The following is a 25,070-nucleotide window of genomic DNA, read 5'->3' on the forward strand; positions in this document are numbered from 1 at the left end:
GCCACGGTAGCGGCAAGCGGCTCCGCTGGCCTTATTCCCGCAGACGTGGAGTGCGCCTTCGGATTCCCGCGGACATTTCGTTATTTCTGGAACGCCTTGCCGGCGAGCAGACTGATCAGTTCCTGCTGCCGCGAAAGGCCTGTTTTCGCGAGCACGGACTTGAGCTGAGAGCGCACCGTTTCACGGCTGACACCAAGCGTCCCTGCGAGTACCTCGATCGTGCGGGCCTCGCTGATGCCGCGCGCCACACGCGCTTCCGCCGGCGTCAGGTCGAACAGGCCTTGCAGGACTTCGGCGGTCGGCACCGCGGCGCGATCGACTGGCGTCACCACAAGCAGCACGCTCGCTTGCGTGAAGATGTCGCGCGCGGCCCCACGGACGGGAATGACGTGCAAGACCATCGGCAGATAATTGGCCGTCGCGGCAACCGGTATGGACTTGATGATCCGGCCATCGCCAAGAGGCCGCGCGGCGAGCGCTTCGGCCAGCAGCGCATCCGCCGTCACATCCGTCATAGTCACGCGCTCGGCACGGTCTTCAAACAGCGAAGGCATCAAGGCTTCGAACAGGCCGTTGGCCGCGAACACCTGGCCGCGCGCACGTAGCACCGCGCCGGGCAACCCCAGCGCCTGCAACGCGTCCGCCTGGGCGCGTGCGCGCTCGAAGCCAAGGCGGTTCGCCGTAAGCGATGCCCGCGCCAAATGTGGCCGCAGTCCATCCAGGAAGGTGACCATCTCGCGCGGCACCGGACCAAGATCCTGGTGCCGCGGCACGACGATGGCGATCGAATCGCCACTCGGTATCGGGATGATCGTGCCGGCCCGGTAGCCGAGGCCGTATTTGCGATAGAAATTGCAATAGACTTCGTTGGTTGCAATTTCCTCATCCGACAGAAGATCGCCGTCCGTGAGGAAGCCTGCATGATTCAGCGCGATGGCGCGCGGCAGATTCGGATCGCGCTCGCTCCACCCGTCATTCAGAAAGAGCGGCATGGTCGCATCATATTCGACTGAGTTGACCGCGCTGACGTATCCGTCCCGCACGGCGAACATAAACCCACCGCTACCGCTGGTCGCCGCACCGAGCTCGCCAAGCACAGCCGGCCAAAGGGAAGGAATGAGCCCCGCCTCGTAAATGCGGTCGATCAAATGTTCTGAAATTGAGTCGCTCATGGGGAATCGCAAGGAGCGTGTTGTTCACCAAATTCCATACTGATAGCACACACCGTTGTTGGGCGTGAAGCGTCAGGACCCCGCGTTGTAAAAAGCAAAAGCCGGCTTCGCAGCCGGCTTTCTTGTTGGGCGGAACTGGACAGGTCCCTATTCCGCGGGCGGCAGCGCCAGCGGTTCCGCTTCCGGAGCGGTCGGCACGATCGCGGCCTGCTTCTCGCGCTCGTCGAGGATCAGCTTGTCGCGCTTGACCGCGACTTCGCGGATCTTGGCCATCGAGGCGCCGGTGCCCGCCGGGATCAGCCGGCCGACAATGACGTTCTCCTTGAGGCCTTCCAGCGGATCCACCTTGCCGTTGACGGCGGCTTCGGTGAGCACGCGGGTGGTCTCCTGGAACGAGGCAGCCGAGAAGAACGAGCGGGTCTGCAGGCTCGCCTTGGTGATGCCGAGCAGTACCGGCGTTCCCGTGGCGATCTTCTTGCCCTCTTCCTTGGCCTTGGCGTTGATCACGTCGAACTCGATCTTGTCGACCTGTTCGCCCGAGATCATGTCGGTCTCGCCCTGGTCGGTGATCTCGACCTTCTGCAGCATCTGACGGACAATCACCTCGATGTGCTTGTCGTTGATGAGCACGCCCTGCAGCCGGTAGACTTCCTGGATTTCGTTGACCAGATAGGCTGCGAGTTCCTCGATGCCCTTGATCGCCAGGATGTCGTGCGGTGCCGGATTGCCTTCGACGATGAAATCGCCCTTTTCGACGATATCGCCGTCCTGCAGATGGATGTGCTTGCCCTTCGGGATCAGGTACTCCCTGGTCTCCTCGGTCTTGTCCATCGGCTCGATCGAGATGCGGCGCTTGTTCTTGTAGTCGCGGCCGAAGCGGATCGTGCCCGCGATTTCCGCGATGATCGCCGCATCCTTTGGCTTGCGAGCCTCGAACAGTTCGGCCACGCGCGGCAGACCGCCCGTGATGTCGCGGGTCTTGGCGCTCTCGGTGGAGATACGCGCCAGGATGTCGCCGGCCTTGACCTTCGCGCCGGTGTCGACCGACAGAATGCCGTCGACCGACAGCATGTAGCGGGCATCGCCGCCACGTGCGAGCTTCAGGACCTTGCCGTCCTTGCCCTTGACCACGATAGCCGGGCGCAGATCCGCGCCACCACGCGAGGCGCGCCAGTCGATGACGACGCGCTTGGCGATACCGGTGGATTCGTCGAGCGTTTCCGAGATCGACTGGCCTTCGACCAGGTCCTCGAACCCGATCGTGCCCTCGACTTCGGTCAGAACCGGACGGCTGTACGGATCCCATTCGGCGATCCGCTGGCCGCGCTTGACCATATCGCCTTCATCGACGTGCATGCGCGCGCCGTACTGAATGCGGTGGGTCGCACGCTCGGTGCCGTCGGCGTCGGTGATCGCAACCACCATGTTGCGGACCATCGCGACCAGATGGCCTTCGCTGTTCTTGGCGATGGCCTTGTTCTTGATGGTCACCTTGCCGTCGAAGTTCGACTCGATGAACGACTGCTCGTTGATCTGCGCCGCGCCGCCGATGTGGAACGTACGCATCGTCAGCTGGGTGCCGGGTTCACCGATCGACTGCGCCGCGATGACGCCGACCGCTTCACCATGGTTGACCGGCGTTCCGCGGGCCAGATCGCGGCCGTAGCACTTGCCGCAGATGCCGTTGACGAGTTCGCAGGTCAGGGCCGAACGGATCTTCACTTCCTGGATGCCGGCCTGCTGGATGGCGTCGACGTGAGTCTCCTCCATCAGCGTGCCGCGCTTGACCACGACCTTGTTGGTCGCGGCATCGCGCAGATCCTCGCCCGCGGTGCGGCCGAGAATGCGGGACGCCAGCGAGGCCACGACCGTGCCGGCATCGACGATGGCGCGCATCTTGATGCCGAGCTTGGTGCCGCAATCGTCCTGCGTGATGATGCAGTCCTGCGCCACGTCGACCAGACGGCGCGTCAGGTAGCCCGAGTTCGCGGTCTTCAACGCGGTGTCCGCGAGGCCCTTGCGGGCACCGTGGGTCGAGTTGAAGTATTCGAGCACCGACAGACCTTCCTTGAAGTTGGAAATGATCGGCGTCTCGATGATCTCACCCGACGGCTTGGCCATCAGGCCGCGCATACCGGCGAGCTGACGCATCTGGGCCGGCGAACCGCGCGCGCCCGAATGCGCCATCATGTAGATCGAGTTGATGTCGGCGTCGGCGCCCTTGGCGTTCTTCTTGGTCGAGGAGATTTCCTTCATCATCTCCTTGGCGATTTCTTCGGTCGCCTTCGACCAGGCGTCGACCACCTTGTTGTACTTCTCACCATGGGTGATCAGGCCGTCATTGTACTGCTGCTCGAAATCCTTCGCCAGCGTACGGGTGGTGTCGACGATCTTCCACTTGGAGTGCGGCACGACCATGTCGTCCTTGCCGAACGAAATGCCGGCCTTGAACGCGTTGTAGAAGCCGAGCGCCATGATGCGGTCGCAGAAGATCACCGTCTCCTTCTGACCGCAGTGACGGTAGACCTGGTCGATGACGCCGGAGATTTCGCGCTTGGTCATCAGCTTGTTGATGATGTCGTACGAAATCTTCGCCGAGCTCGGCAACAGATTGCCGAGCATGACGCGGCCCGCGGTGGTTTCGATCCAGCGCTTGGACACCTTGCCGGTCTCGTCGATGCCTTCCCACCGGTACTTGATCTTGGTGTGGAGGTGGATGACCTTCGAATGCAGGGCGTGCTCGAGTTCGGCCATCTCGCCGAAGATCTTGCCCTCGCCGGGCAGGCCTTCGCGCATGATCGACACGTAATAGAGGCCGAGCACGATGTCCTGCGACGGCACGATGATCGGCTGGCCGTTCGCCGGATGCAGGATGTTGTTGGTCGACATCATCAGGACGCGCGCTTCCAGCTGCGCTTCGAGCGACAGCGGAACGTGCACGGCCATCTGGTCGCCGTCGAAGTCGGCGTTGAACGCGGCGCAAACCAGCGGATGCAGCTGGATCGCCTTGCCCTCGATCAGGACAGGCTCGAACGCCTGAATGCCGAGGCGATGCAGCGTCGGCGCGCGGTTCAGCAGCACCGGATGCTCGCGGATCACCTCGTCGAGGATGTCCCAGACCTCGGGACGCTCTTTTTCAACCAGCTTCTTGGCCTGCTTCACCGTGGTGGACAGACCCTTGGCGTCGAGCCGCGAATAGATGAACGGCTTGAACAGTTCGAGCGCCATCTTCTTCGGCAGGCCGCACTGATGCAGCCGCAGTTCGGGACCGACCACGATCACCGAACGGCCGGAATAGTCGACGCGCTTGCCGAGCAGGTTCTGCCGGAAGCGGCCCTGCTTGCCCTTGAGCATGTCGGCCAGCGACTTCAGCGGACGCTTGTTGGCGCCGGTGATGACACGGCCGCGGCGGCCGTTGTCGAACAAGGCGTCGACGGCCTCCTGCAGCATGCGCTTTTCGTTGCGGATGATGATGTCGGGCGCACGCAGCTCCATCAGCCGCTTCAGGCGGTTGTTGCGGTTGATGACGCGGCGGTAGAGGTCGTTGAGGTCCGAGGTCGCAAAGCGGCCGCCGTCGAGCGGCACCAGCGGACGCAGGTCCGGCGGAATCACCGGCACCACGGTCAGGATCATCCACTCCGGCTTGTTGCCGGAATAGCGGAACGCTTCGACGATCTTCAGGCGCTTGGCGAGCTTCTTGTGCTTGATGTCGGATTCAGTTTCCTGCATCTCGGCGCGCAGCGACGCCTCGAGCTTTTCGAGCTCGAGACCCTTGAGCAGCTCGCGGATCGCTTCGGCGCCGATCATGGCGGTGAAGCTGTCCTGGCCGTATTCGTCCTGCGCCTTCAGATACTCGTCTTCCGACAGCAGCTGACGGTCCTTGAGCGCGGTCAGGCCCGGCTCCAGCACGACGTAATATTCGAAGTACAGGATCCGCTCGAGATCCTTCAGCGTCATGTCGAGCAGAAGGCCGATGCGGGACGGCAGCGACTTCAGGAACCAGATGTGCGCAACCGGCGCCGCCAGCTCGATATGGCCCATGCGCTCGCGACGGACGCGGGAGAGCGTCACTTCGACCGAGCACTTTTCGCAGATGATGCCCTTGTACTTCATCCGCTTGTACTTGCCGCACAGGCACTCGTAGTCCTTGATCGGCCCGAAGATGCGGGCGCAGAACAGGCCGTCGCGCTCGGGCTTGAAGGTACGGTAGTTGATGGTCTCCGGCTTCTTGATTTCGCCATACGACCACGACAGAATCTTCTCCGGAGACGCAATCGAAATCCGGATCTGGTCGAAGACCTGAGCCGGCGTCGTCGGATTGAAGAGATTCATAATTTCTTGGTTCATCGTCTTCTCCTCGCGTGCCGATCGTCACCGGCAGCAAATTCGAAATTCTTTGTCAGCGCGCGCCCTGCTCAACGTCCGAGCGGAGTGCGAATGCCCGGCACATCTGAGCGAAGACTTGCTTCGCCCGCATGCGCCGGACATGAAATCGTAAGCGTTACTCTGCCGCCTCGGACGTCGTGGCCGGGCCGATCTTGGAATTGTGCAGGTCGACGTTGAGGCCGAGCGAGCGCATTTCCTTGACCAGCACGTTGAACGATTCCGGGATACCCGCCTCGAACGTGTCGTCGCCGCGAACGATCGCCTCGTACACCTTGGTACGGCCGGCGACGTCGTCCGACTTCACGGTCAGCATTTCCTGCAGCGTGTAGGCGGCACCGTACGCTTCGAGCGCCCAGACCTCCATTTCGCCGAAGCGCTGGCCGCCGAACTGCGCCTTGCCGCCCAACGGCTGCTGGGTGACGAGCGAGTACGGTCCGATCGAACGCGCATGGATCTTGTCGTCGACGAGATGGTGCAGCTTGAGCATGTAGATGTAGCCCACCGTCACCTTGCGGTCGAAGGCGTCGCCGGTCCGGCCGTCATAGACGGTCGACTGGCCCGAGGCGTCGAAGCCCGCGAGCTTCAGCATCTCCTCGATGTCGGCTTCCTTGGCGCCGTCGAACACCGGCGTTGCGATCGGCACGCCGTGGCTCAGGTTCTTGCCAAGCTCCATCAACTCGCCATCGTTCATCGTCTTGATGGTTTCATCGTCGCCGTAGATCTTCTTCAGGGTCTCGCGCAGCGGCTTGAGATCCTGCTTCTGATAATAGCTGTCGATGGTCTGGCCGATGCGCTTGCCGAGGCCCGCGCAGGCCCAGCCGAGATGCGTCTCCAGAATCTGACCGACGTTCATCCGGCTCGGCACGCCGAGCGGATTGAGCACGATGTCGGCATGGGTGCCGTCCTCGAGGAACGGCATGTCCTCGATCGGAACGATCTTGGACACCACGCCCTTGTTGCCGTGACGGCCGGCCATCTTGTCGCCGGGCTGGATCTTGCGCTTCACCGCGACGAAGACCTTGACCATCTTCATCACGCCGGGCGGCAGTTCGTCGCCGCGCTGCAGCTTCTCGACCTTGTCGAGGAAGCGCTGTTCAAGGCCCTTCTTCGATTCGTCGTACTGCTTCCGCATCGCCTCGATTTCAGCCATCAGCTTGTCGTTGGGCGAAGCGAACAGCCACCACTGCGAGCGCGGATGCTCGTCGAGCACCGCACGGGTGATCTTGGTGTCCTTCTTGAAGCCCTTCGGACCGGCGATGCCCTGGCGGTTTTCCAGAAGCTCCGCCAGACGGCCGTAGACGTTACGGTCGAGAATCGCCTGCTCGTCGTCGCGGTCCTTGGCCAGACGCTCGATCTCTTCCCGCTCGATCGCCAGAGCGCGTTCGTCCTTGTCGACGCCGTGACGGTTGAACACGCGCACTTCGACGATGGTGCCCTGCACGCCCGGGGGCACGCGGAGCGAGGTGTCGCGGACGTCGGAAGCCTTTTCGCCGAAGATGGCGCGCAGCAGCTTTTCTTCCGGCGTCATCGGGCTTTCGCCCTTCGGCGTGATCTTGCCGACCAGGATGTCGCCGGCGCGAACTTCGGCGCCGATGTAAACGATGCCGGCTTCGTCGAGGTTCTTCAGCGCTTCTTCCGAAACGTTCGGAATGTCGCGGGTGATTTCCTCAGGACCAAGCTTGGTGTCGCGGGCCATCACCTCGAATTCCTCGATGTGGATCGAGGTGAAGACGTCGTCCTTCACGATCCGCTCGGAGAGCAGGATCGAGTCTTCGAAGTTGTAGCCATTCCACGGCATGAACGCGACCAGCACGTTGCGGCCGAGCGCGAGTTCGCCGAGATCGGTCGAGGGACCGTCGGCGATGATGTCGCCCTTCTTGACGATGTCGCCGACCTTCACCAGCGGACGCTGGTTGATGCAGGTCGACTGGTTGGAGCGCTGGTACTTCATCAGCCGGTAGATATCGACGCCCGACTTGGTGGGATCGAGATCCTCGGTGGCGCGGATCACGACGCGGGTAGCGTCGATCTGGTCGATCACGCCGGAACGGCGCGCCGCGATCGCAGCACCGGAGTCACGCGCAACCACGCCTTCCATGCCGGTGCCGACGAACGGCGCCTCGGCGCGAACCAGCGGCACCGCCTGGCGCTGCATGTTCGAGCCCATCAGCGCGCGGTTGGCGTCGTCGTTCTCGAGGAACGGGATCAGGGCCGCGGCAACCGAAACCAGCTGTTTCGGCGACACGTCCATGTAGTCGACCTTGTCCGGCGTGATCGGCAAAACTTCGCCGGCGTGACGGCAGATGATCAGGTCCTCGGTGAAGCGGCCCTTGGCGTCGAGCGGCACGTTGGCCTGCGCCACGCGATAACGGCCCTCTTCCATCGCCGAGAGGTACACGACCTCCTCGGTGACGCGACCGTCCTTGACCTTGCGGTAAGGCGTTTCGACGAAGCCATACTTGTTGACGCGCGCAAACGTCGCGAGCGAGTTGATCAGACCGATGTTCGGGCCTTCCGGCGTTTCGATCGGGCAGATACGGCCGTAATGCGTCGGATGCACGTCGCGCACTTCGAAGCCGGCGCGCTCGCGGGTCAGACCGCCCGGTCCAAGCGCCGAAAGACGGCGCTTGTGGGTGATCTCCGACAGCGGGTTGGTCTGGTCCATGAACTGCGACAGCTGCGAGGAGCCGAAGAACTCGCGCACCGCGGCAGCCGCCGGCTTGGCATTGATCAGGTCCTGCGGCATCACGGTGTCGATATCGACACTGGACATACGCTCCTTGATCGCACGCTCCATGCGCAGGAGGCCGATGCGGTACTGGTTTTCCATCAATTCGCCGACCGAACGCACCCGGCGGTTGCCGAGATGGTCGATGTCGTCGATCTCGCCCTTGCCGTCGCGCAGGTCGACCAGCGTCTTGATGACGGCCAGGATGTCTTCCTTGCGCAGCGTGCGGTGGGTGTCGGGCGCGTCGAGCTCGAGGCGCATGTTCATCTTGACGCGGCCGACTGCGGACAGGTCGTAGCGCTCACTGTCGAAGAACAGCGACTGGAACATGGTCTGCGCCGAGTCGATGGTCGGCGGCTCGCCGGGACGCATCACGCGGTAGATGTCGAACAGCGCGTCTTCACGCGTCATGTTCTTGTCGGCATGCAGCGTGTTGCGGATGTAGGCGCCGACATTGACGTGGTCGATGTCGAGCAGCGGCAGTTCCTTGTAGCCCTGCTCGTTGAGGGCCTTCAGCGACTTCTCGGTCAGTTCCTCGCCGGCTTCGGCGTAGATTTCACCGGTCTTCGGGTTGACGAGGTCCTCGGCCAGATAGTTGCCGATCAGCTCTTCGTCCGACAGACGCAGCGCCTTGAGGCCCTTTTCCTGCATCTGGCGCGCGCTGCGCACGGTCAGCTTCTTGCCGGCCTCGAGCACGACCTTGCCGGTGTCGGCGTCGATCAGGTCGTTGATGGTCGAGTAGCCACGGAAACGGGTGGCGTCGAACGGCACGCGCCAGCCTTCCTTGCCGCGCTTGTAATTGATCTTCTTGTAGAAGGTGGACAGGATCGTCTCGCCGTCGAGACCAAGCGCATACATCAGCGAGGTCACGGGGATCTTGCGGCGGCGGTCGATGCGCGCGAACACGATGTCCTTGGCGTCGAACTCGATGTCGAGCCAGGAACCGCGGTACGGGATCACGCGGGCGGCGAACAGCAACTTGCCGGACGAATGGGTCTTGCCCTTGTCGTGGTCGAAGAACACGCCGGGCGAACGGTGCATCTGGGAGACGATGACGCGCTCGGTGCCGTTGACGACGAAGGTGCCGTTCATGGTCATGAGCGGGATATCGCCCATGTAGACGTCCTGCTCCTTGATGTCCTTGACCGACTTGGCGCCGGTTTCCTCGTCGATATCGAACACGATCAGGCGCAGCGTCACCTTCAGCGGCGCCGCATAGGTCATGCCGCGCTGGCGGCACTCGTCGACGTCGTATTTCGGCGGTTCGAATTCATAGCGGACGAACTCCAGCATCGAGGTGCCGGAGAAATCCGAGATCGGGAACACCGAACGGAAGACCGCCTGCAGGCCCTCGTCCAGACGGCCGCCGACCGGCTCGTCGACCATCAGGAACTGGTCATAGGACGCCTTCTGAACCTCGATGAGGTTCGGCATCTCTGCGACTTCCTTGATGTGTCCAAAAAACTTGCGGATGCGTTTGCGACCGGTGAATGTCTGCTGCGCCATCGTGGCCTCTCATTTTCGTCGCCCTTGATGGACGAACCTTCCGAAGCGCGACTGCCATCGCCCCCGGGTTGAATTTTCGAATCGCTTCGCCGGAACCAAGCCCAAATTCAGGAATTAAGTCCCAAATCCGTTCTCCAGACCTTCAAAACGCAAAACGACGCGCGAGGCGCATGACTGCACCTCGCCCGTCCAACCATCGCTTCACGGACTGAAAAAGCCCGAAATTTGACTGTCTCCCAACGGCTTACGCCGAGAACCCTGCCGTTCCCGCCGCCTACCGTATTTTCCTGCTGCCAGCCCGATATGGGATCACAATAGTGGAGATTCGAGGGTTAACCCCGCGAATCCCCACACGTTTTTGTGTACGCCGTGCGTCCGGTTGTCCCATAGCACGACTTTTGCATCGATCCCGGGTGCAGCTGCGCCCCGCCCGGGACCTTGTCTCAAGTAACTTGCGTTACTTGAGTTCAACCTTGGCGCCGGCCTTTTCGAGCTGGGCCTTGATCTTCTCGGCTTCGTCCTTGTTGACGCCTTCCTTGACCGGCTTCGGCGCGCCTTCGACGAGGTCCTTGGCTTCCTTGAGGCCCAGGCCGGTGATGGCGCGGACTTCCTTGATGACTTCGATCTTCTTCTCGCCGGCGGCGGCGAGAACGACCGTGAATTCGGTCTTTTCTTCAGCGGGAGCGGCGGCAGCGCCACCACCGGCCGGACCGGCAACCGCAACGGCGGCAGCGGCGGACACGCCCCACTTTTCTTCGAGGAGCTTTGCGAGCTCGGCAGCTTCGAGCACGGTCAGGCTCGAGAGGTCGTCGACGATTTTCTGTAAGTCAGCCATTGATCTGTTTCCTTAAACGTATTGGTTCGAACCAGGTTTGATTTGCGAAGGGTCAGGCCGCTTCGCTCTTTGAGGCATAGGCCTGGACGACGCGCGCGAGCTTGGCCGCGGGCGCAGTCGAGAGCTGAGCGATCTTGGTCGCCGGCGCCACCAGGAGGCCGACAAGCTTTCCGCGCAGTTCATCGAGTGACGGCAGCGAGGCAAGAGCCTTCACGCCGTTAACATCCAGGACGGTTTTACCCATCGAGCCGCCGAGAATGACGAACTGCTCGTTCGTCTTGGCGAATTCGATGGCAACCTTCGGCGCCGCTACCGGATCGTCTGAAGTGGCGATCACGGTCGGTCCCTTCAGCAGGGAACCGATGGCAACGACATCCGTGCCTTCAAGAGCAATTTTGGCGAGACGGTTCTTCGAGACCTTCACCGACGCACCCGCCTGCTTCATCTGCATGCGCAGCTTCTGCATCTGGGCCACGGTGAGGCCGGAATAGTGGGCGACGACTGCAACGCTGGTGGTCTTGAAGACCCCGTTCAGCGCCTCAACCGCGTCCTTTTTTGCCGCTCTTTCCACAGCAAGCTCTCTCCGGTTGGCGGCCTTCGCGTGAGGCGAGACCGCCGGGTTGCACCCACCGTCTCACCCAAAACCTGACCTCAAGACACCAGTCCTTCGGACACGTCGGGCAAGACGACATTGAAAAGCCTGCCCTCCCGAACCAGATGGCGCGGGGTGTCGAGGTTCGAACCAAATCGGCCCAAGCGCCGCATAACGCGACGCCAAGCAAAATCCGGTCTTCACCCGTCTGTGCAGGCTATGCGATTAAGCCGTTGAAGAGACTTGCATCTCGTCGCGGGCGCCTGCAGTCTTGGACAGGATCGAGGTTATCCGGCAAGCCGGACGCCCCCTGCCGCATTCCAGCCTGACGATGGGTTTCCTCCCTTTCGAGCAATCCATAGCGGATGTCCTGAAAGGAATGATCTCCTACCGTATCGGGTTTTCGGAATGCGAGCACAGACGTGCCAGCAACGGCCAGCACGCCCGGAAGCCGTTCTTTACCGAGTCTCGCCCGTCTTGCCAAGAGCAAATTTCGGGCCGCGGCGGATGAGCCTGATGGAACCCGGAGCGACGACGTCCCGATGAAGGTTAGCGAATGCCTGCGCCGTGGCAAGACATCGTCCCAAACGCCTTACGGATCAGGCAATTTATTCTTGGTACCGGTAGCCGCTAACCGGCCTCCGGCCAGTTTAAGTCAGAGCTCCGCGAATGATCCGGCATATCCTCACCCTCCTGCTCGGCCTCGCGATCCTCGCCGGGGTCTACTGGGTGCTGGCGAACTTTCCGTTCAGGGCGATCGCCCTTGTCTATCTCCTTCTGGTCATTACCGGCGGCCTCAATTTCGTCTGGGTCGCGATCGTCATCGGAATGATGACCTTCGGTGCGATCCGGAAACATCCGGGCCTGGTCGTCGCGCCGCCATTGTTTTTCGCGATCTGGTTCGGCGCCGCGCTGGCGGAGCGGTACAAGGTAGCTGACGAAACCGATCCCGCACTGGCCGTCCGCGCGGTGCCGGCGGAATTGCGTAACATCCGAACAGTCACCCTCGTGACCCGGGCAACGCGAGGCTGCTGCGGACATGCCTCGCTCCTCGCCAACGGCCTGGTCGACGGCTACGTCCACGCCTATGACGGTGAGAACGGTCATATCGGACCGATCCGCCTCACGCAGCTGGCCGCGGCAAAGGACTGTACGAGCGACGAGCTGCGCCAATCCGAGCTGTTGCAGCGCGCCGGCCGCATCGACGAATGTCTGAAAACGACCACAATCGATGCGATTCCCGACGGGCTCGTGATCCGCATGCAGGAGAGACCATACTACCCCATGGTCGGCTGCTGCACGGTTGGCACGATCAACATCAGGCAGAATGGTGAAGAGCGCGCCGCGGCGACCTGGCACTCAGGCCGGCAAATCGTGCTCAGCTATGTCCCGCTCTTTGGGATGCCGAATGCGCCCGATCCGACGCTGTCCCTGTGGGACGGGTTTGCTGGCGGCCCTTTACTGATGATCTGGATCGGTGGCCCAACCTTCGCCGGTGAAGACCTCGCGGCCGCCGCTTACGGCATCGATTGGGACGCGCCACCGAAAACCGCCGATGTCAGCACCGCGGTACTCATCCGGCGCGCGGTCGAAATTTCCAGGCGATCGACCCGCGCTGCCGCGCTCGACATCGCCCTGACGGTTCAGGGCAAGGGCGTTGTCGATGACGACGTTCTCGGCGTGGTCTCCTCCTTCATCGAAACGGCATATTTCGGCGGCACCGCCTATGACAAGATTCAGGAATTCTGGTTCAAGCTCAATCCCGACCAGCAGCGCAAATTCATTGATCTGGTCATGGCGCGCATGCAGGATCCCACGATCGGCTTCGACTACAATCACGCCGCATTTCGCTGGGGGGCCGGAAGGTTCCCGGGCGTCGCGGATCAGGCTCTGCGCATCTTCGAGGACCGGCGCGATCTCAAGACCTGGCAATACGAGCTGGCGTTGCGCCTCGCCCAGAACGAGCGGATCCCCTACAAATCCGTGGAGTATTTTGCCGAGCAGCGCCAGCGTTTTCGTTCGATCCAGGACGACAGCAGCGGCGCCTTCGTCAGCCGCGCGCTCGCGTTCAAGCGGGTCTATCTTCTGAACAATGACGAGCAGCGCGAATTTTTCGCGCAACAGCTCGATCGTGTCCCGGATGCAGTGCTGGAACAGTTTCTGATTGCGGCCGGCTGGAATCGCGACGCTCCGGAGGAGGCCACCCTCACCGCGGCGACCCGCCAGCTACGCGAACGCGGCGCAGTCCGCATCGCGGCGGTAAAGGACGAGATGCTCCGGCGCAATCTGCAGGAACGGTACCACAATCGCGACAGCTAGCGGATCATGGTCTAGGCGGCCCGGACCTCATATCGCAATGGCCGGCCGGCGAAGTACGCCTCGAGATTGGCCATCACGCAGTCCTGCATCGCCACGTGCGATTCCAGCGTGTGGCCGCCGATATGCGGAGACAGCACGACGTTCGGCAATGCCGTCAGCGCGTCGGGCGCGTGCGGCTCCCTGGCGTAGACGTCGAGGCCGGCGCCGGCGATGGTCTGGTCGGTCAGCGCCGCGACCAGTGCCTGCTGGTCGATCACCGAACCCCGCGCGATGTTGATGACGTAGCCGTCCTTGCCGAGCTTGTTCAGGATATTGGCGTCGACGGCATGGTGCGTGTCGCTGCCGGCGCGAACCGCGATCATCAGCACGCTGCACCATTCCGCGAGCGCCTCGAGCGTCGGAAAATATTGATACGGCACGTCGTGTTGGCTGCGGCTGAAATAGCCGACCTCGGTTTCAAAGGCTGCGACACGCGCGGCGATCTTGCGACCGATCTCGCCCATGCCGTAGACGCCGATCTTTCGGCCGGGCATGCCGGCCTGCGGACGCATCATCGGCGATGGCTTTGCGCCGGCCCAGCTACCGCTGCGCACGTAATCATCGGCCACCAGCAAGCGCCGGGTCGCGGCCAGCATCAGCGTCACCGCGATGTCGGCAACGGAGGCGGCATTCGCGCCCGGGCTGTGGCCAAGCACAATGTTGCGCTTGGCGACGGCGGCCAGATCGACGCCGTCATATCCGGTACCGTAACAGACAATGGCGGCCAGTTTCGGCATCTGGTCCATCGTGTTGGCGCTGAGCGGTGTGCCGCCTGCCGTGATCATCGCGCGAATACCGGAGAGTTGTTCGGCCGAGAACGTCTCGTTCGGTGGCTTGCCCGCAGCGTCCAGCAGTTCGTAGCGCTCACCGATCCGCACCATCAGGGCTTTTGGGAAGCGCGAATAGACCAGGACCTTCTCGGGCATGTTGTTCTTTCCCTGTCGCAAAGCAAAGGGCGGAACCGGTCACCCGATTCCGCCCTGTTTTCTCATCAGTGCCGCAAGACCTTAACCGAGCAGCGTGCCCGGCTCGACCTTGACGCCCGGGCCCATGGTGGAGGAGACCGCCACGCGCTGGATGTAGGTGCCCTTCGAGCCGGCGGGTTTCGCCTTGGAGACCGCATCCGCGAGCGCCTTGACGTTCTGCACCAGCTTTTCTTCGGTGAACGAGGCCTTGCCGATGCCGGCCTGCACGATGCCGGCCTTCTCGACGCGGAACTCGACCGAGCCGCCCTTGGCGCCCTTCACGGCGGTGGCGACATCCATCGTCACGGTGCCGATCTTCGGGTTCGGCATCATGCCGCGCGGGCCGAGCACCTTACCGAGGCGGCCGACCAGCGGCATCATGTCGGGGGTGGCGATACAACGATCGAAATCGATCGCACCGCCCTGCACCTTCTCGACCAGGTCTTCGGCGCCGACGACGTCAGCACCCGCAGCCTTGGCCTCTTCCGCCTTGGCGCCGCGCGCGAACACGCCGACGCGCAGGGTGCGGCCGGTGCCGTTCGGCAGGGTCACCACGCCGCGAACCATCTGGTCGGCGTGACGCGGATCGACGCCGAGATTGATCGCGATCTCGATCGTCTCGTCGAACTTCGACTTGGCGCGTTCCTTGACCATCTTGATGGCGTCCGCGAGCGGATAGAGCTTCTCGCGATCGACGCCCTCGCGGGCCTTCTTCAAACGTTTTCCGATTGCCATGGTCCGTTACCCCGCAACTTCCAGACCCATCGAACGGGCGGAGCCCTCGACCATCTTCATGGCCGACTCGACGGAATCGCAATTGAGATCCTTCATCTTCTTCTCGGCGATCTCGCGCACCTGCGCTTTGGTCACCTGGCCGGCCTTGTCGCGGCCCGGGGCTTTCGAACCGGACTGGATCTTGGCGGCCTGCTTGAGGAAGAAGGACATCGGCGGGGTCTTCATCTCGAAGGTGAACGAACGATCGGCGTAGATCGTGATCACCACCGGAATCGGGGTGTTCTTTTCTTCTTTCTGCGTCTGGGCGTTGAACGCCTTGCAGAATTCCATGATGTTGAGACCGCGCTGACCAAGCGCGGGACCGATCGGGGGCGAAGGATTCGCAGCACCCGCCGGCACCTGCAATTTCAGGTATCCGGTCACTTTCTTTGCCATACGTCACTCCTCATGTTGCTCCGGATCATCCGGAAGCTTCACAGGACCGTGGTGCGGTTCAACGGATGACTGGCGATCACCCATCTCCTCCCACGGCACTTCTCCCCGCCCCGGACTTGCCGGGGAGAGGTCAAGACGATCAGACCTTCTCGACCTGACCGAATTCCAGTTCGACGGGCGTGGCGCGGCCGAAGATCGACACTGCGACCTTCACGCGGCTGCGCGCCTCGTCAATTTCCTCGACCACGCCGGAGAACGACGCGAACGGCCCATCGGCCACGCGGACGTTCTCGCCGATTTCGAACGACACCGACGCCTTCGGACGTTCGACGCCTTCCTGCACCTGGTGCAGGATCCGCATCGCCTCGGACTCCGAGATCGGCATCGGCTTGTTTTCGGCGCCCAGGAAGCCGGTTACCTTGGGCGTGTTCTTGATGAGATGGAACGCCTCGTCGGTCAGCTTCATCTTCACCAGCACGTAGCCCGGGAAGAACTTGCGCTCGGCGTCGATTTTGCGGCCGCGGCGCACTTCGGTGACCTTTTCGGTCGGCACCAGCACCTGCTCGAACAGTTCCTCCAGCCCGCGCTGCTTGGACTGTTCGCGGATCGATTCCGCGACCTTCTTCTCGAAGTTCGAATAGGCGTGAACAATATACCAGCGCTTGTCCATCGTTTGGGTTCCGGTGCTCATCAGTGGACGCCCAGCAGGAAGGTAATGAGATAGCGGATGATCATATCCGCGGCGAAGAAGAAGATCGAAGACAGCGCCACCATGATGAACACCATGATGGTGGTGATGGTCACTTCGCGGCGGGTCGGCCAAGTGACCTTGGCGGTCTCCGAACGCACTTCCTGCAGGAACTTGAACGGGCTGATAGCCATCGTTGGGTACCGCGTCCTTTGAGACGAATTTCTGAATTTAAACGAATCCGAACAGCCCTCTAGCGCCCAGCCCTCTCTCGAAGGATGAGCCGCCAAGCGGGCTCGATTGTTCGGGGGATTTCAAAGCCGCGCCGGATATCCGCATAACGGGCCGGCAGCAGGTGGCGGGTATCTACTGCCAGTCGGGCAAAAGGTCAAGGTATGCGCCGGCCGCGGAAGGTCCCCGGGCCGGCGGAAACGCCCCGGCCGGACCGAAGGCCCTTGGTTAACCGCTGGTGCCGGGCGCACCTCAAATCCGAATCAGAGCGTGATCGGGTTCTTAAAGGCTCCCCGCCATCCTGACCGTCCCCTTGATGGACCATGAGGTGACGATGTCGCTGCTCAGCCAACACCAGACCGGCCAGGACGGACCTGCAGGTGACATCGCCTGGAGCGTTCTCGACGCGGCCAACGACCTCGGCGATACCGTCACCATCGATGCCTGCCGACGGGTGATTGACGCGAATCTGCGCGGCGCCCAGCCTGCGACTTCGGATATGGCAGTGGTCGTCGCCTTCTTCGGCTAGTTCAGGACTGGCGGCAGGAACCTCGACCAAGTCCTTGATTTCAAATCCTTGATTTAACTGGCAGGGGCGGCAGGGCTCGAACCTGCGACAACCGGTTTTGGAGACCGGTACTCTACCAACTGAGCTACACCCCTACGCAAACCATGCGTCGCCGCCGGTTTCGGCCCGTTTCAAGCATAGGCGATGCCCCGATTGCAAGGGCGAAGCCGCGCGCGGCCCTATGGAAATCGGTGACCGCCCTGTTCAAGTCAAGGGTTCTGCGCCAAACTTCCCTCCTGCCATAACAACAAGAGCAATGGGAGAGACCATGAACGCGCAGACCGCCCCCAAACACGCCGCCTCCCCGCAGACCCCGTCCCTCCCCCACGCCAAGCCCGAACAGATCGGACTCTCCGCCACCCGCCTGCAGCGGATGTCGGACGCCTTCAAGCGCGAGGTTGACAAGGGAACCCTGCCGGGTGCGACCGTGCTGGTGGCCCGCCGCGGCCAGATCGGCTGGTTCGACGCGATCGGCAGGCAGGCGCCCATCCTGTCCGCGCCGATGGCGCAGGACAGCATCTTCCGCATCTTCTCGATGACCAAGCCGATCGTCTCGATCGGCATCATGATGCTGATCGAGGACGGCCACTTCCTGCTCAGCGACCCCGTCGCAAAATTCATCCCCGAATTCGCCGGCCAGAAGGTCGGCGTCGAGCACAACGGCCAGCTCGATCTGGTGTCCCCGAAGCGGCAGATGACGGTGCAGGATCTGCTGCGCCACACTTCGGGTATCACTTACGACCATACCGGCAACGGACTGGTGCAACAGCTCTATCAGCAGTCGCGGCTGCGCAGCCGCAAGATCACCAATGCCGAACATGCGGTGATGGTCGCGAGCATGCCGCTGATCTGCCAGCCCGGCGCCGAATGGAATTACAGCCGCTCCACCGACATCCTCGGCCGCATCATCGAAGTCGTCTCCGGCAAGTCGCTCGGCGCCTTCCTGACCGAGCGCATCCTGGCGCCGCTGCAGATGGCCGAGACCGCGTTCCACACCGCAGAGGAAAATGCCGGCCGGCTGGCCGAGGCGTTCCCGACCGATCCCTGGAACGGCGACAAGGTCCAGCTCTTCAACATGCTCGAGAAGCCGGTCATGGAATCCGGCGGCGGCGGGCTGGTGTCGACCACGATGGACTACGCCCGCTTCAGCCAGATGCTGCTGAGCGGCGGCACGCTTGACGGCGTCAGGATCGTCGGCCGCAAGACGCTGGAACTGATGGCGTCCGATCACCTCGCCCCGTCAGTCAAGGTCAACTCGCCCTTGATGCCGGCCGGCCACGGCTTTGGCCTCGGCTTTGCGGTCCGCACCCATGACGGCATGGCGCCGTTCCCGGGCTCGCGCGGCAACTTCTTCTGGAGCGGGATGGCCGGGACGTTCTTCTGGATCGATCCGAAGGAGGATCTGTTCGCGGTGTTCATGATGCAGGGCCCCGGCCAGCGGGAGTACATCCGCACGATGTTGCGGAACCTGGTGTACGCGGCGGTGGAGTGACTGTTTCACGCAAACAATAGCGTCGTCCCGGCGAAGTCAGATGCGCAATTGCGCATCGGGGGACCCGTACTCCGCGGCCCATCCGTAACGCCGTGTCGTCCGCAACAATTGGCGACACGGCGTATGGGTCCCGGCCTTCGCCGGGACGACAGGATCGCGTCAACTAATCGTCGCCCCACCGTCGATCACGATGGTCTGGCCGGTCATGAAGTCGCCGGCCGCCGATCCCATGAACACGGCGGCGCCCGCGATCTCGTCGGGAGTGCCGATGCGGAGCAGCGGCGAGCGCGCGGTCGAGGCTTTCAGGGTATCGGGATTGTCCCACAGCGCCTTGGCAAAATCGGTCTTGATCAGGCCGGGCGCGATGCAGTTCACACGGATGTTGTGCTTGCCGTATTCGCAGGCGAGGTTGCGCGCGAGTTGCATGTCGGCGGCCTTCGAGATCGCATAGGCGCCGAGCACGGTCGATCCCTTCAGACCGCCGATCGAAGACACGATGATGATCGAGCCGTCCTTGCGTTCGATCATCTGCGGCACGACCATGTTGATCAGCCAGTTGTTGGCGACGATGTTGTTGTCCAGGATCTTGCGGAACTGATCGTCGGAGATGCCGCCGAGCGGACCATAGTAGGGATTGGACGCCGCGTTGCAGACCAGCACGTCGATCTTGCCGAAAGCGCGGTTGGATTCATCGACGAGGTTTTGAAGGTTTTCCTTGCTCGAAATATTCGCCGCGATCGAGACCGCCGTGCCCTTGCCGAATTTTTCGTTGATCGATTTGGTGACGGAATCGCAGACGTCCTGCTTGCGCGAGGAGATCACGACCTTGGCGCCGTGCTCGGCCATCCGCTCGGCGATGGCAAGGCCGATGCCGCGCGTGGAGCCGGTGATGACGGCGACTTTGCCCTTCATGTCGAACAAGCTCATGTCTCTCTCCCAGATGTTGGTCCGGCGGCAAGCCGGTTCTCGTTAAAACTTAACGTCGTTCCGGGGCGATGCGAAGCATCGAACCCGGAATCTCGATTCCCCGATGCGCAATTGCGCATCTGAGGTTCACGCTTCGCGTGCCCCGGAATGACGGCTCAGGCAAGCTTCGTCGCAGGCGGCACGATCTCCGGTCCGGCCGGCTGATGCATCGCATTGTGCGAGGCGTCCGCAATCCACGGCTGCTGGTTGACCATCGGCAGCCGCCAGATCGAATGGTTCTCGCTTGCGACGTGATCAAGCCGCGTGACCGAACAGTTATCGATGTCGAAGGCGAGGCCCTTTTCCGGCAAGCCACCGAGCGCAAGACCAACCGCGGCCTTGATCGTTCCGCCATGGGTGACGGCAATCACGTCCTTGCCGGCATGCTCCCTGGTGATACGCTCGATCGCGCCGCAGACACGGTTGTAGAGATCCATGAAACTTTCGCCGCCGGGAGCCGGTTCGTCGATCGCCGCGAACCAATGGCTGCCGGCGGGACGGCTGGCCAGAAACGCCGCGCGATTCATGCCCTGCCATTCGCCGAGATGCTGTTCGGCAAAGTCCTTGATGTGCGGCATGTCGGCGGGCCTCGGAAATCCGGCGGCCCAGATCGCGTCCGCGGTCTGATGCGTGCGCTTCAGGTTGCTTGAATACCAGACCGCGCCCCGCGGCAGGATTTTTCCGACCGCGTCGAACACCACGCGATCGCTGGTGTCGCAGCCCAGATCCTTTTGCCCGTAGATGCAGCCGCCATCCTCGCGGACCGGCGCATGCCGTACCCACCACCAGCGCGTGGTAACCACTCCGGTCTTCGGAGCAGCTACTGATTTGTCGGTATTGGACATCGCTGGCACCCTTCAATAGTGTTCACTGTCGCTGTACGTCAGAGCACGCAACGTCTCAAGTGACTTCAGCGTTTGAAATCTTGTTTGAAATTCCGCAAGGCGGCAAGCGTATCTATGTCTGACGCGTTTTCTGCACGCGAACCGGTAGCCACTTCGCTTGAAAACGCTATAACCACATCCACACCAGGGAGAAACTCATGGGCCGCCTCGAAGGCAAATCCGTCATCATCACCGGCGCAGGCAGCGGGATCGGACGCGCGGCCTCCTTGCTGTTCACCAGGGAAGGCGCAAAGCTGATTGCGGTCGATCGCAGCGAAGCGGTGAAGGAAACCGCAAAGCTCGTCAGTGACGCCGGCGGCATTGTCGAAGCCGTGATGGCGGATGCGGGATCGGAAGCCGACGTGAAGGCCTTCATCGACAAGGCGGTCTCGAAATACGGCAAGCTCGATGCGATCTGGGCCAATGCCGGCGTCAGCGGCGGGCTGGTTCCGATTCCCGAACAGACGGTGGAGCACTGGCAGGAAGTGCTGCGCATCAACCTGATCGGACCGTTCCTCGCGATCAAGCATTCGATGCCGCACATGATCGGGCAGAAGTCCGGCTCGATCGTCTGCACCGCTTCCGTCGCAGGTCTCAAGGCCGGCGCCAGCGGACATCCCTATGGCGCGAGCAAGGCCGGCGTGATCAGTTTGGTGCAAACGACCGCCTATTCGCTGTCCGGCACCGGCGTGCGCATCAACGCAGTGTGCCCGGGCCTGATCGAAACCGGCATGACCAAGCCGATCTTCGACAACGCCAAACAGCGCGGCACCCAAGACAAGATCGGCCAGCTCAATCCGCTGAAGCGCGCCGGCCAGCCGCATGAACTCGCAGCGATGGGACTGTTCCTTGCGAGTGATGATGCGTCCTACGTCAACGGCCAGGCGATCCCGGTCGACGGCGGCCTGACGGCCTCGATGCCGTATACGGGGAAGCCGGTTTAGGCGCAGCGATCTGCGCTCCATCAACGCGTCGTCCCGGCGAACGCCGGGACCCATACCGCGTGATCTCTCGATGAAGGCTCGGTAGCAGAGACCTTTCGCAAAATTTCTTCCTGTGGTTATGGGTCCCGGCTCAAGGCCGGGACGACGGCTGTGTTTGTCGCTGCACCATTATCCAAACGCACTTTTGCGATCTCGCGGCTTGATAAGCCCGAGCTTTGCCAGAAATCCTTGCCCTCTCATCAAGAGGGCGCAGGGAAGACCGGGTGCGCGCTGCACCCGCGGTCCCGTGTGCGGTTTGCACTAAGTAGGCTGCACACGAGCATACAGGGCAGCGGTGAACACCCGGCCTTCCCTGCGCAATGGCTTTACGGCTTATGCCGCGCTCTCCCCGGAGACGAGTTCTTGGTTGACTCCGTCGCTGCCGTTCGGCTCTCGCCTACCCGACAGCTTGACACCTGCAACGGGTGCCAGGACCACACGGTTTTGCCGTACGCTAAATCCACGCCATCGTCTCAGCGTAAACCAGCGTCCACCGCAACCCGTCCAACGTCCGTGACGACGGCCGACGCCCTTCTGAGGAGGACGGGATGGCCAAAGATATGCACCTGATTTGCCTTCTGGTAAACAGAAATATTTTTCATTTCAGGGCTTGACACGATTTCTGAAAACCGAAAATGATTTGCCCGTCGGGCAACACGGAGGTATCCCCACACACCCATCAAGCGCAGGTCGGCTTCTTGCAGACCCGGAGCAGACATTGAGTTTCGCAGCGAACGTCGTAAACTTCGTCCGGATTGCAACGCCTTGAAACCCTGGAGGTAGATGCAATGACCCTCGACCAGTATGTGCGTGACCTGCGGGAGATTACTGCTCAGCATTCTGATCCAGTTGAAATCACGGACCTAGTTGTACCGCTCGCCAAGAAATTTGCGCAATCGCCGGAACTACGCCGCCCCGAATATCGTGAATGCGATGCCGAGCAAGGCTTCGGCGTTCACATGCTCCATGAAGAGCCCAATCACGATCTGGCCGTTTTCCTGGTATCGTGGCTGCCTAACCGCGGCACCACCCCGCACAACCACAAAACCTGGGCCGTGGTGGTCGGTATCGAAGGCCAGGAACAAGAGATCAACTACGACCGGCGCGATGACGGTGGTAAGCCCGGCTATGCCGACCTGAAACGCAGCGGTGAACAAGTGATGACCGTTGGTGACACTGCCTGTTGTTATCCTGAACACATACATAGCGTCCGGAACGTTGGAACAGGCATCTCGATGTCGCTGCACACTTACGGCCGGCACATCAACTACACTGGACGCTCCGAGTTTGATGTAGAGCGCAAACTTGAGAAGCCCTACGTGATCAGGGTCGCCGACGACGCGTACGCGCGGGCGCAGATCCTGACCAAACGAAGAATGGGTTAGAGTTCCGCTTCCGGCACTTTCGGACCTGGATTGCCGAGCCATAACCGAGCGGTAATGGGACCTGGAGTGCCAGCGTTACCGTTGCGGGCCAGGATGACCTGACCAACATGATTGCAGCGGCGAGCCAAAGCATCACGAGCGGAGTTCAGCCAACAACCGCGAGGAGCCTACTTGCCATCGTTCCAGATATCGGTCGTCATTTTCCAGTCATTTCCGATCTTTTCCCAAACTACAACATACTTCCCGCTCACTTCCTGTGGCGTCGGGCCCTTCGTCTTCAAGCTGAAATTCCCGATCTCGCGTGCCGCAGAGGGGCCGAGCGGCTTGACGTCCAGCACTGTGAGTTTCGGATCGCCAACTTGTTCGGCCATGCTTTTCCACATTGCCTCGATCGCCGCTCGTCCCTGCACCATCGCAGCACCGGGCGGAAGTGCGATGGCATCAGCGGTGTAGAATGATGCGATCCCGGCGAAATCCGCCTTATTGAAGAATTCGATCCATTTGGCGTTTGTCGCCTCGATTTCCGCCTTCTGTGCCGACGCAGGTCCGATCAACGCCAGCACGAATGCAATCACCTGTGCCATCCTGCTCATGATCAGCTCCATTTGTTGAATGCAATTCCTCGGTCGGTTCGCGCATCTCGGTCTCCGCTCCGATACTGCGTGCATGCCGATCGGCAGCAATTTTACCGCACGAGCATGCCCCTGAGACGCGCCCTATTGGGTTACCCCTGGGCGACGCGGCCGCCCAGGACAGCGGCGGAAACGAACGAAAGCCCGCGCCTCGCAGTGTCCACTCAATTCACAACATCATCCCCGTTAACCATACCTATATACGATGGTGTGAATTGACATCATCGAAAAAATTTTAATCGAGAGTCGCAAATCGGACCGACCGCCCCGTTTTCGCAGGGCACAGTGGTGCGGGGCTGGATTGAAGCTCATCAAAAAAGCAGATCGAACACGGAAGCGTGAGCTCTCGTGACGCAAGCGAGCGTCTCGAGAAAGGGCTTTCGCTTGAGAAAGGTGATGCCGCAGTGAGTGAAAGCGAAACGAAAATTGTACCGAACGGAACGAATGTATTCGGGATGCCGTTGTTGGAACTGCCGAAGATCGCGTTGCCTGGCGTGAGCTTCGAGTTGGCCGAGCAGGGTCTTGCCCGCGCGCGGGAAGGTTGCGAGAAGATGATGGTCGCGTCAAAGGGGATGACGGACGCGCTGCGCGAGAGCTATTCGAGCAACGCCAGAAGCACCACCGACTACGGGCTCAAGGTGCTCGAAATCTCAAACGCCAATGCCGCCTCCGCGATCGATTTCTTCGTCAATCTGCTGGGCAGCAAATCCGTTTCGGATGTCTTTACCTTGTCTGCGTCGCAGGCGCGCAAGACCTTCGACGCCGCATCCGGCCAGAACAAGGAATTGCTGGCCCTTGCCCAGAAGCTTGCGACGGAAACGGGTGAGCCGATCAGAGATCACTTCACCAAGATTCTCCACAAAGCCGGCTAAAAAAACGGCGCTCCATTCACATAGAGGATTCGTTCAGGAGGGATCCGGCCGGTTGGATTAAGCCCAGCAACGAGCATGCCCACCCCATGCTCGATCAAACAAAGGCACAGGTGCGCTATGCCCCCCAGTCACCGCACCGACAAGAGGCGCAAATCCAACCGGCCGGTACTTTTGCTGCAAAGACAGCAAGTACCATTTCAAGGGAGGGAAACATGGGTATGGTTATGGTGAAATGTCCGCAAAGCGGACGCGCGATTCCCACCGGCATCAAGATCGATCGCGAGAGCTTTGGACGTAGCGCGGTGTTCTTCTCGCGCACCCATTGTCCGATCTGCAGCACTTATCACGACTGGTTCGCACGGGAAGCCTGGGTCCACGAGCCGAGCATCCGGACGCGGCGTCTCGGCGCGGGCTCCAGCGCCTGACCGTCGCTGCGCAATGGGGGACACCATGGCGCGCATGGAAATCTCAACTGAAACGTCGACCTGGCTGCTGCAGGCCAAGGATTTTCTTGAAGAAGCACGACGGCTGAAACCGGGCCCCGCGCGCAACGAGCTGCGCCAGACCGCGAAAGTGCTGCACGAGCTTGCCAAACTCGAGGCGAAGAAACGACACAACGGGAAGAAACGACGCAACGGTCAGTCGCAGCGCGGCTAG

21 protein-coding genes and 1 tRNA gene are annotated in these 25,070 nt (G+C 61.7%); 8 read left to right on the plus strand and 14 right to left on the minus strand.

Translation table 11 applies throughout. From position 1 onward, the window contains the following. Positions 1–80: 80 nt before the first annotated feature. From JQ611_RS17245 to rplJ, 5 genes are all read right to left on the minus strand, one after another. Entirely contained in the window at positions 81–1,148 is a 1,068-nt protein-coding gene (locus JQ611_RS17245; RefSeq protein ID WP_212466082.1) for a helix-turn-helix transcriptional regulator, read from the minus strand. Positions 1,149–1,319: 171 nt separating this feature from the next. Further along, positions 1,320–5,519, minus strand: a complete 4,200-nt coding sequence (gene rpoC / locus JQ611_RS17250; RefSeq protein WP_212269293.1) for a DNA-directed RNA polymerase subunit beta' — start codon at positions 5,517–5,519, stop codon at positions 1,320–1,322. Between the two features lie 154 nt (positions 5,520–5,673). Beyond that, the gene (gene rpoB, locus JQ611_RS17255) at positions 5,674–9,792 is read right to left on the minus strand and encodes a DNA-directed RNA polymerase subunit beta (RefSeq protein WP_212391695.1); all 4,119 of its coding nucleotides are present in this window, start codon (positions 9,790–9,792) and stop codon (positions 5,674–5,676) included. Positions 9,793–10,249: 457 nt separating this feature from the next. Then, positions 10,250–10,627 carry a 50S ribosomal protein L7/L12 gene (gene rplL / locus JQ611_RS17260; RefSeq protein ID WP_212269295.1) on the minus strand — a complete coding sequence of 126 codons (378 nt, stop codon included), beginning with the start codon at positions 10,625–10,627 and terminating at the stop codon, positions 10,250–10,252. Positions 10,628–10,679: 52 nt separating this feature from the next. Beyond that, positions 10,680–11,198, minus strand: a complete 519-nt coding sequence (gene rplJ, locus JQ611_RS17265; RefSeq protein WP_192733879.1) for a 50S ribosomal protein L10 — start codon at positions 11,196–11,198, stop codon at positions 10,680–10,682. Between the two features lie 690 nt (positions 11,199–11,888). Between rplJ and JQ611_RS17270 the strand changes: the two genes are divergently transcribed. After that, complete coding sequence (locus JQ611_RS17270; protein WP_212466083.1) at positions 11,889–13,538, plus strand: hypothetical protein; 1,650 nt, start codon at positions 11,889–11,891, stop codon at positions 13,536–13,538. Between the two features lie 11 nt (positions 13,539–13,549). Here the strand turns inward: JQ611_RS17270 and JQ611_RS17275 are convergent, their stop codons facing one another. The 5 genes from JQ611_RS17275 to secE form a co-directional block, all read right to left on the minus strand. Next, positions 13,550–14,503 carry a 2-hydroxyacid dehydrogenase gene (locus tag JQ611_RS17275; protein ID WP_212391693.1) on the minus strand — a complete coding sequence of 318 codons (954 nt, stop codon included), beginning with the start codon at positions 14,501–14,503 and terminating at the stop codon, positions 13,550–13,552. 81 nt (positions 14,504–14,584) lie between these two features. After that, positions 14,585–15,277: a 50S ribosomal protein L1 gene (rplA, locus tag JQ611_RS17280; protein ID WP_192733881.1), complete on the minus strand. Its 693-nt coding sequence runs from the start codon at positions 15,275–15,277 to the stop codon at positions 14,585–14,587. 6 nt (positions 15,278–15,283) lie between these two features. Continuing rightward, entirely contained in the window at positions 15,284–15,712 is a 429-nt protein-coding gene (gene rplK / locus JQ611_RS17285) for a 50S ribosomal protein L11 (RefSeq protein WP_065728804.1), read from the minus strand. Positions 15,713–15,851: 139 nt separating this feature from the next. Then, entirely contained in the window at positions 15,852–16,382 is a 531-nt protein-coding gene (gene nusG / locus JQ611_RS17290) for a transcription termination/antitermination protein NusG (RefSeq protein WP_192734252.1), read from the minus strand. A gap of 20 nt (positions 16,383–16,402) precedes the next feature. Next, complete coding sequence (gene secE / locus JQ611_RS17295; protein WP_211998077.1) at positions 16,403–16,594, minus strand: preprotein translocase subunit SecE; 192 nt, start codon at positions 16,592–16,594, stop codon at positions 16,403–16,405. Positions 16,595–16,965: 371 nt separating this feature from the next. Between secE and JQ611_RS17300 the strand changes: the two genes are divergently transcribed. Further along, positions 16,966–17,160, plus strand: a complete 195-nt coding sequence (locus JQ611_RS17300) for a hypothetical protein (protein ID WP_212269299.1) — start codon at positions 16,966–16,968, stop codon at positions 17,158–17,160. Positions 17,161–17,218: 58 nt separating this feature from the next. On the opposite strand, the gene JQ611_RS17305 is transcribed toward JQ611_RS17300, so the two are convergent. Beyond that, positions 17,219–17,294: transfer RNA gene (locus tag JQ611_RS17305), tRNA-Trp, on the minus strand. A 173-nt stretch (positions 17,295–17,467) separates the two neighbouring features. On the opposite strand from JQ611_RS17305, the gene JQ611_RS17310 reads away from it, so the two are divergent. Beyond that, complete coding sequence (locus JQ611_RS17310) at positions 17,468–18,691, plus strand: serine hydrolase (protein ID WP_212466084.1); 1,224 nt, start codon at positions 17,468–17,470, stop codon at positions 18,689–18,691. 159 nt (positions 18,692–18,850) lie between these two features. On the opposite strand, the gene JQ611_RS17315 is transcribed toward JQ611_RS17310, so the two are convergent. Both JQ611_RS17315 and JQ611_RS17320 read right to left on the minus strand, forming a co-directional pair. Further along, on the minus strand, positions 18,851–19,618 hold the full coding sequence (locus JQ611_RS17315) for an SDR family NAD(P)-dependent oxidoreductase (protein ID WP_192733886.1): 768 nt from the start codon (positions 19,616–19,618) through the stop codon (positions 18,851–18,853). A gap of 155 nt (positions 19,619–19,773) precedes the next feature. Then, positions 19,774–20,502 (minus strand): histidine phosphatase family protein, encoded by a 729-nt coding sequence (locus tag JQ611_RS17320; protein ID WP_212466085.1) that lies wholly within the window; start codon positions 20,500–20,502, stop codon positions 19,774–19,776. 197 nt (positions 20,503–20,699) lie between these two features. On the opposite strand from JQ611_RS17320, the gene JQ611_RS17325 reads away from it, so the two are divergent. Further along, on the plus strand, positions 20,700–21,485 hold the full coding sequence (locus JQ611_RS17325) for an SDR family NAD(P)-dependent oxidoreductase (RefSeq protein WP_212466086.1): 786 nt from the start codon (positions 20,700–20,702) through the stop codon (positions 21,483–21,485). A gap of 827 nt (positions 21,486–22,312) precedes the next feature. After that, complete coding sequence (locus JQ611_RS17330) at positions 22,313–22,909, plus strand: cysteine dioxygenase family protein (protein WP_212466087.1); 597 nt, start codon at positions 22,313–22,315, stop codon at positions 22,907–22,909. 167 nt (positions 22,910–23,076) lie between these two features. Here JQ611_RS17330 and JQ611_RS17335 read toward each other — a convergent pair whose 3' ends face one another. Next, the gene (locus tag JQ611_RS17335) at positions 23,077–23,514 is read right to left on the minus strand and encodes a DUF4440 domain-containing protein (protein ID WP_249133235.1); all 438 of its coding nucleotides are present in this window, start codon (positions 23,512–23,514) and stop codon (positions 23,077–23,079) included. Between the two features lie 491 nt (positions 23,515–24,005). Here JQ611_RS17335 and JQ611_RS17340 point away from each other — a divergent pair, with 491 nt between their 5' ends. The 3 genes from JQ611_RS17340 (at position 24,006) to JQ611_RS17350 (ending at position 25,070) form a co-directional block, all read left to right on the plus strand. Further along, positions 24,006–24,413 carry a phasin family protein gene (locus JQ611_RS17340; RefSeq protein WP_212466088.1) on the plus strand — a complete coding sequence of 136 codons (408 nt, stop codon included), beginning with the start codon at positions 24,006–24,008 and terminating at the stop codon, positions 24,411–24,413. A 212-nt stretch (positions 24,414–24,625) separates the two neighbouring features. After that, positions 24,626–24,838, plus strand: a complete 213-nt coding sequence (locus JQ611_RS17345; RefSeq protein ID WP_192738344.1) for a hypothetical protein — start codon at positions 24,626–24,628, stop codon at positions 24,836–24,838. 25 nt (positions 24,839–24,863) lie between these two features. Continuing rightward, a complete protein-coding gene (locus JQ611_RS17350) occupies positions 24,864–25,070 on the plus strand; it encodes a hypothetical protein (protein WP_212270272.1) in 207 nt (68 codons plus the stop codon).

It is taken from the genome of Bradyrhizobium sp. AUGA SZCCT0182, assembly GCF_018130185.1.
Classification (GTDB): domain Bacteria; phylum Pseudomonadota; class Alphaproteobacteria; order Rhizobiales; family Xanthobacteraceae; genus Bradyrhizobium.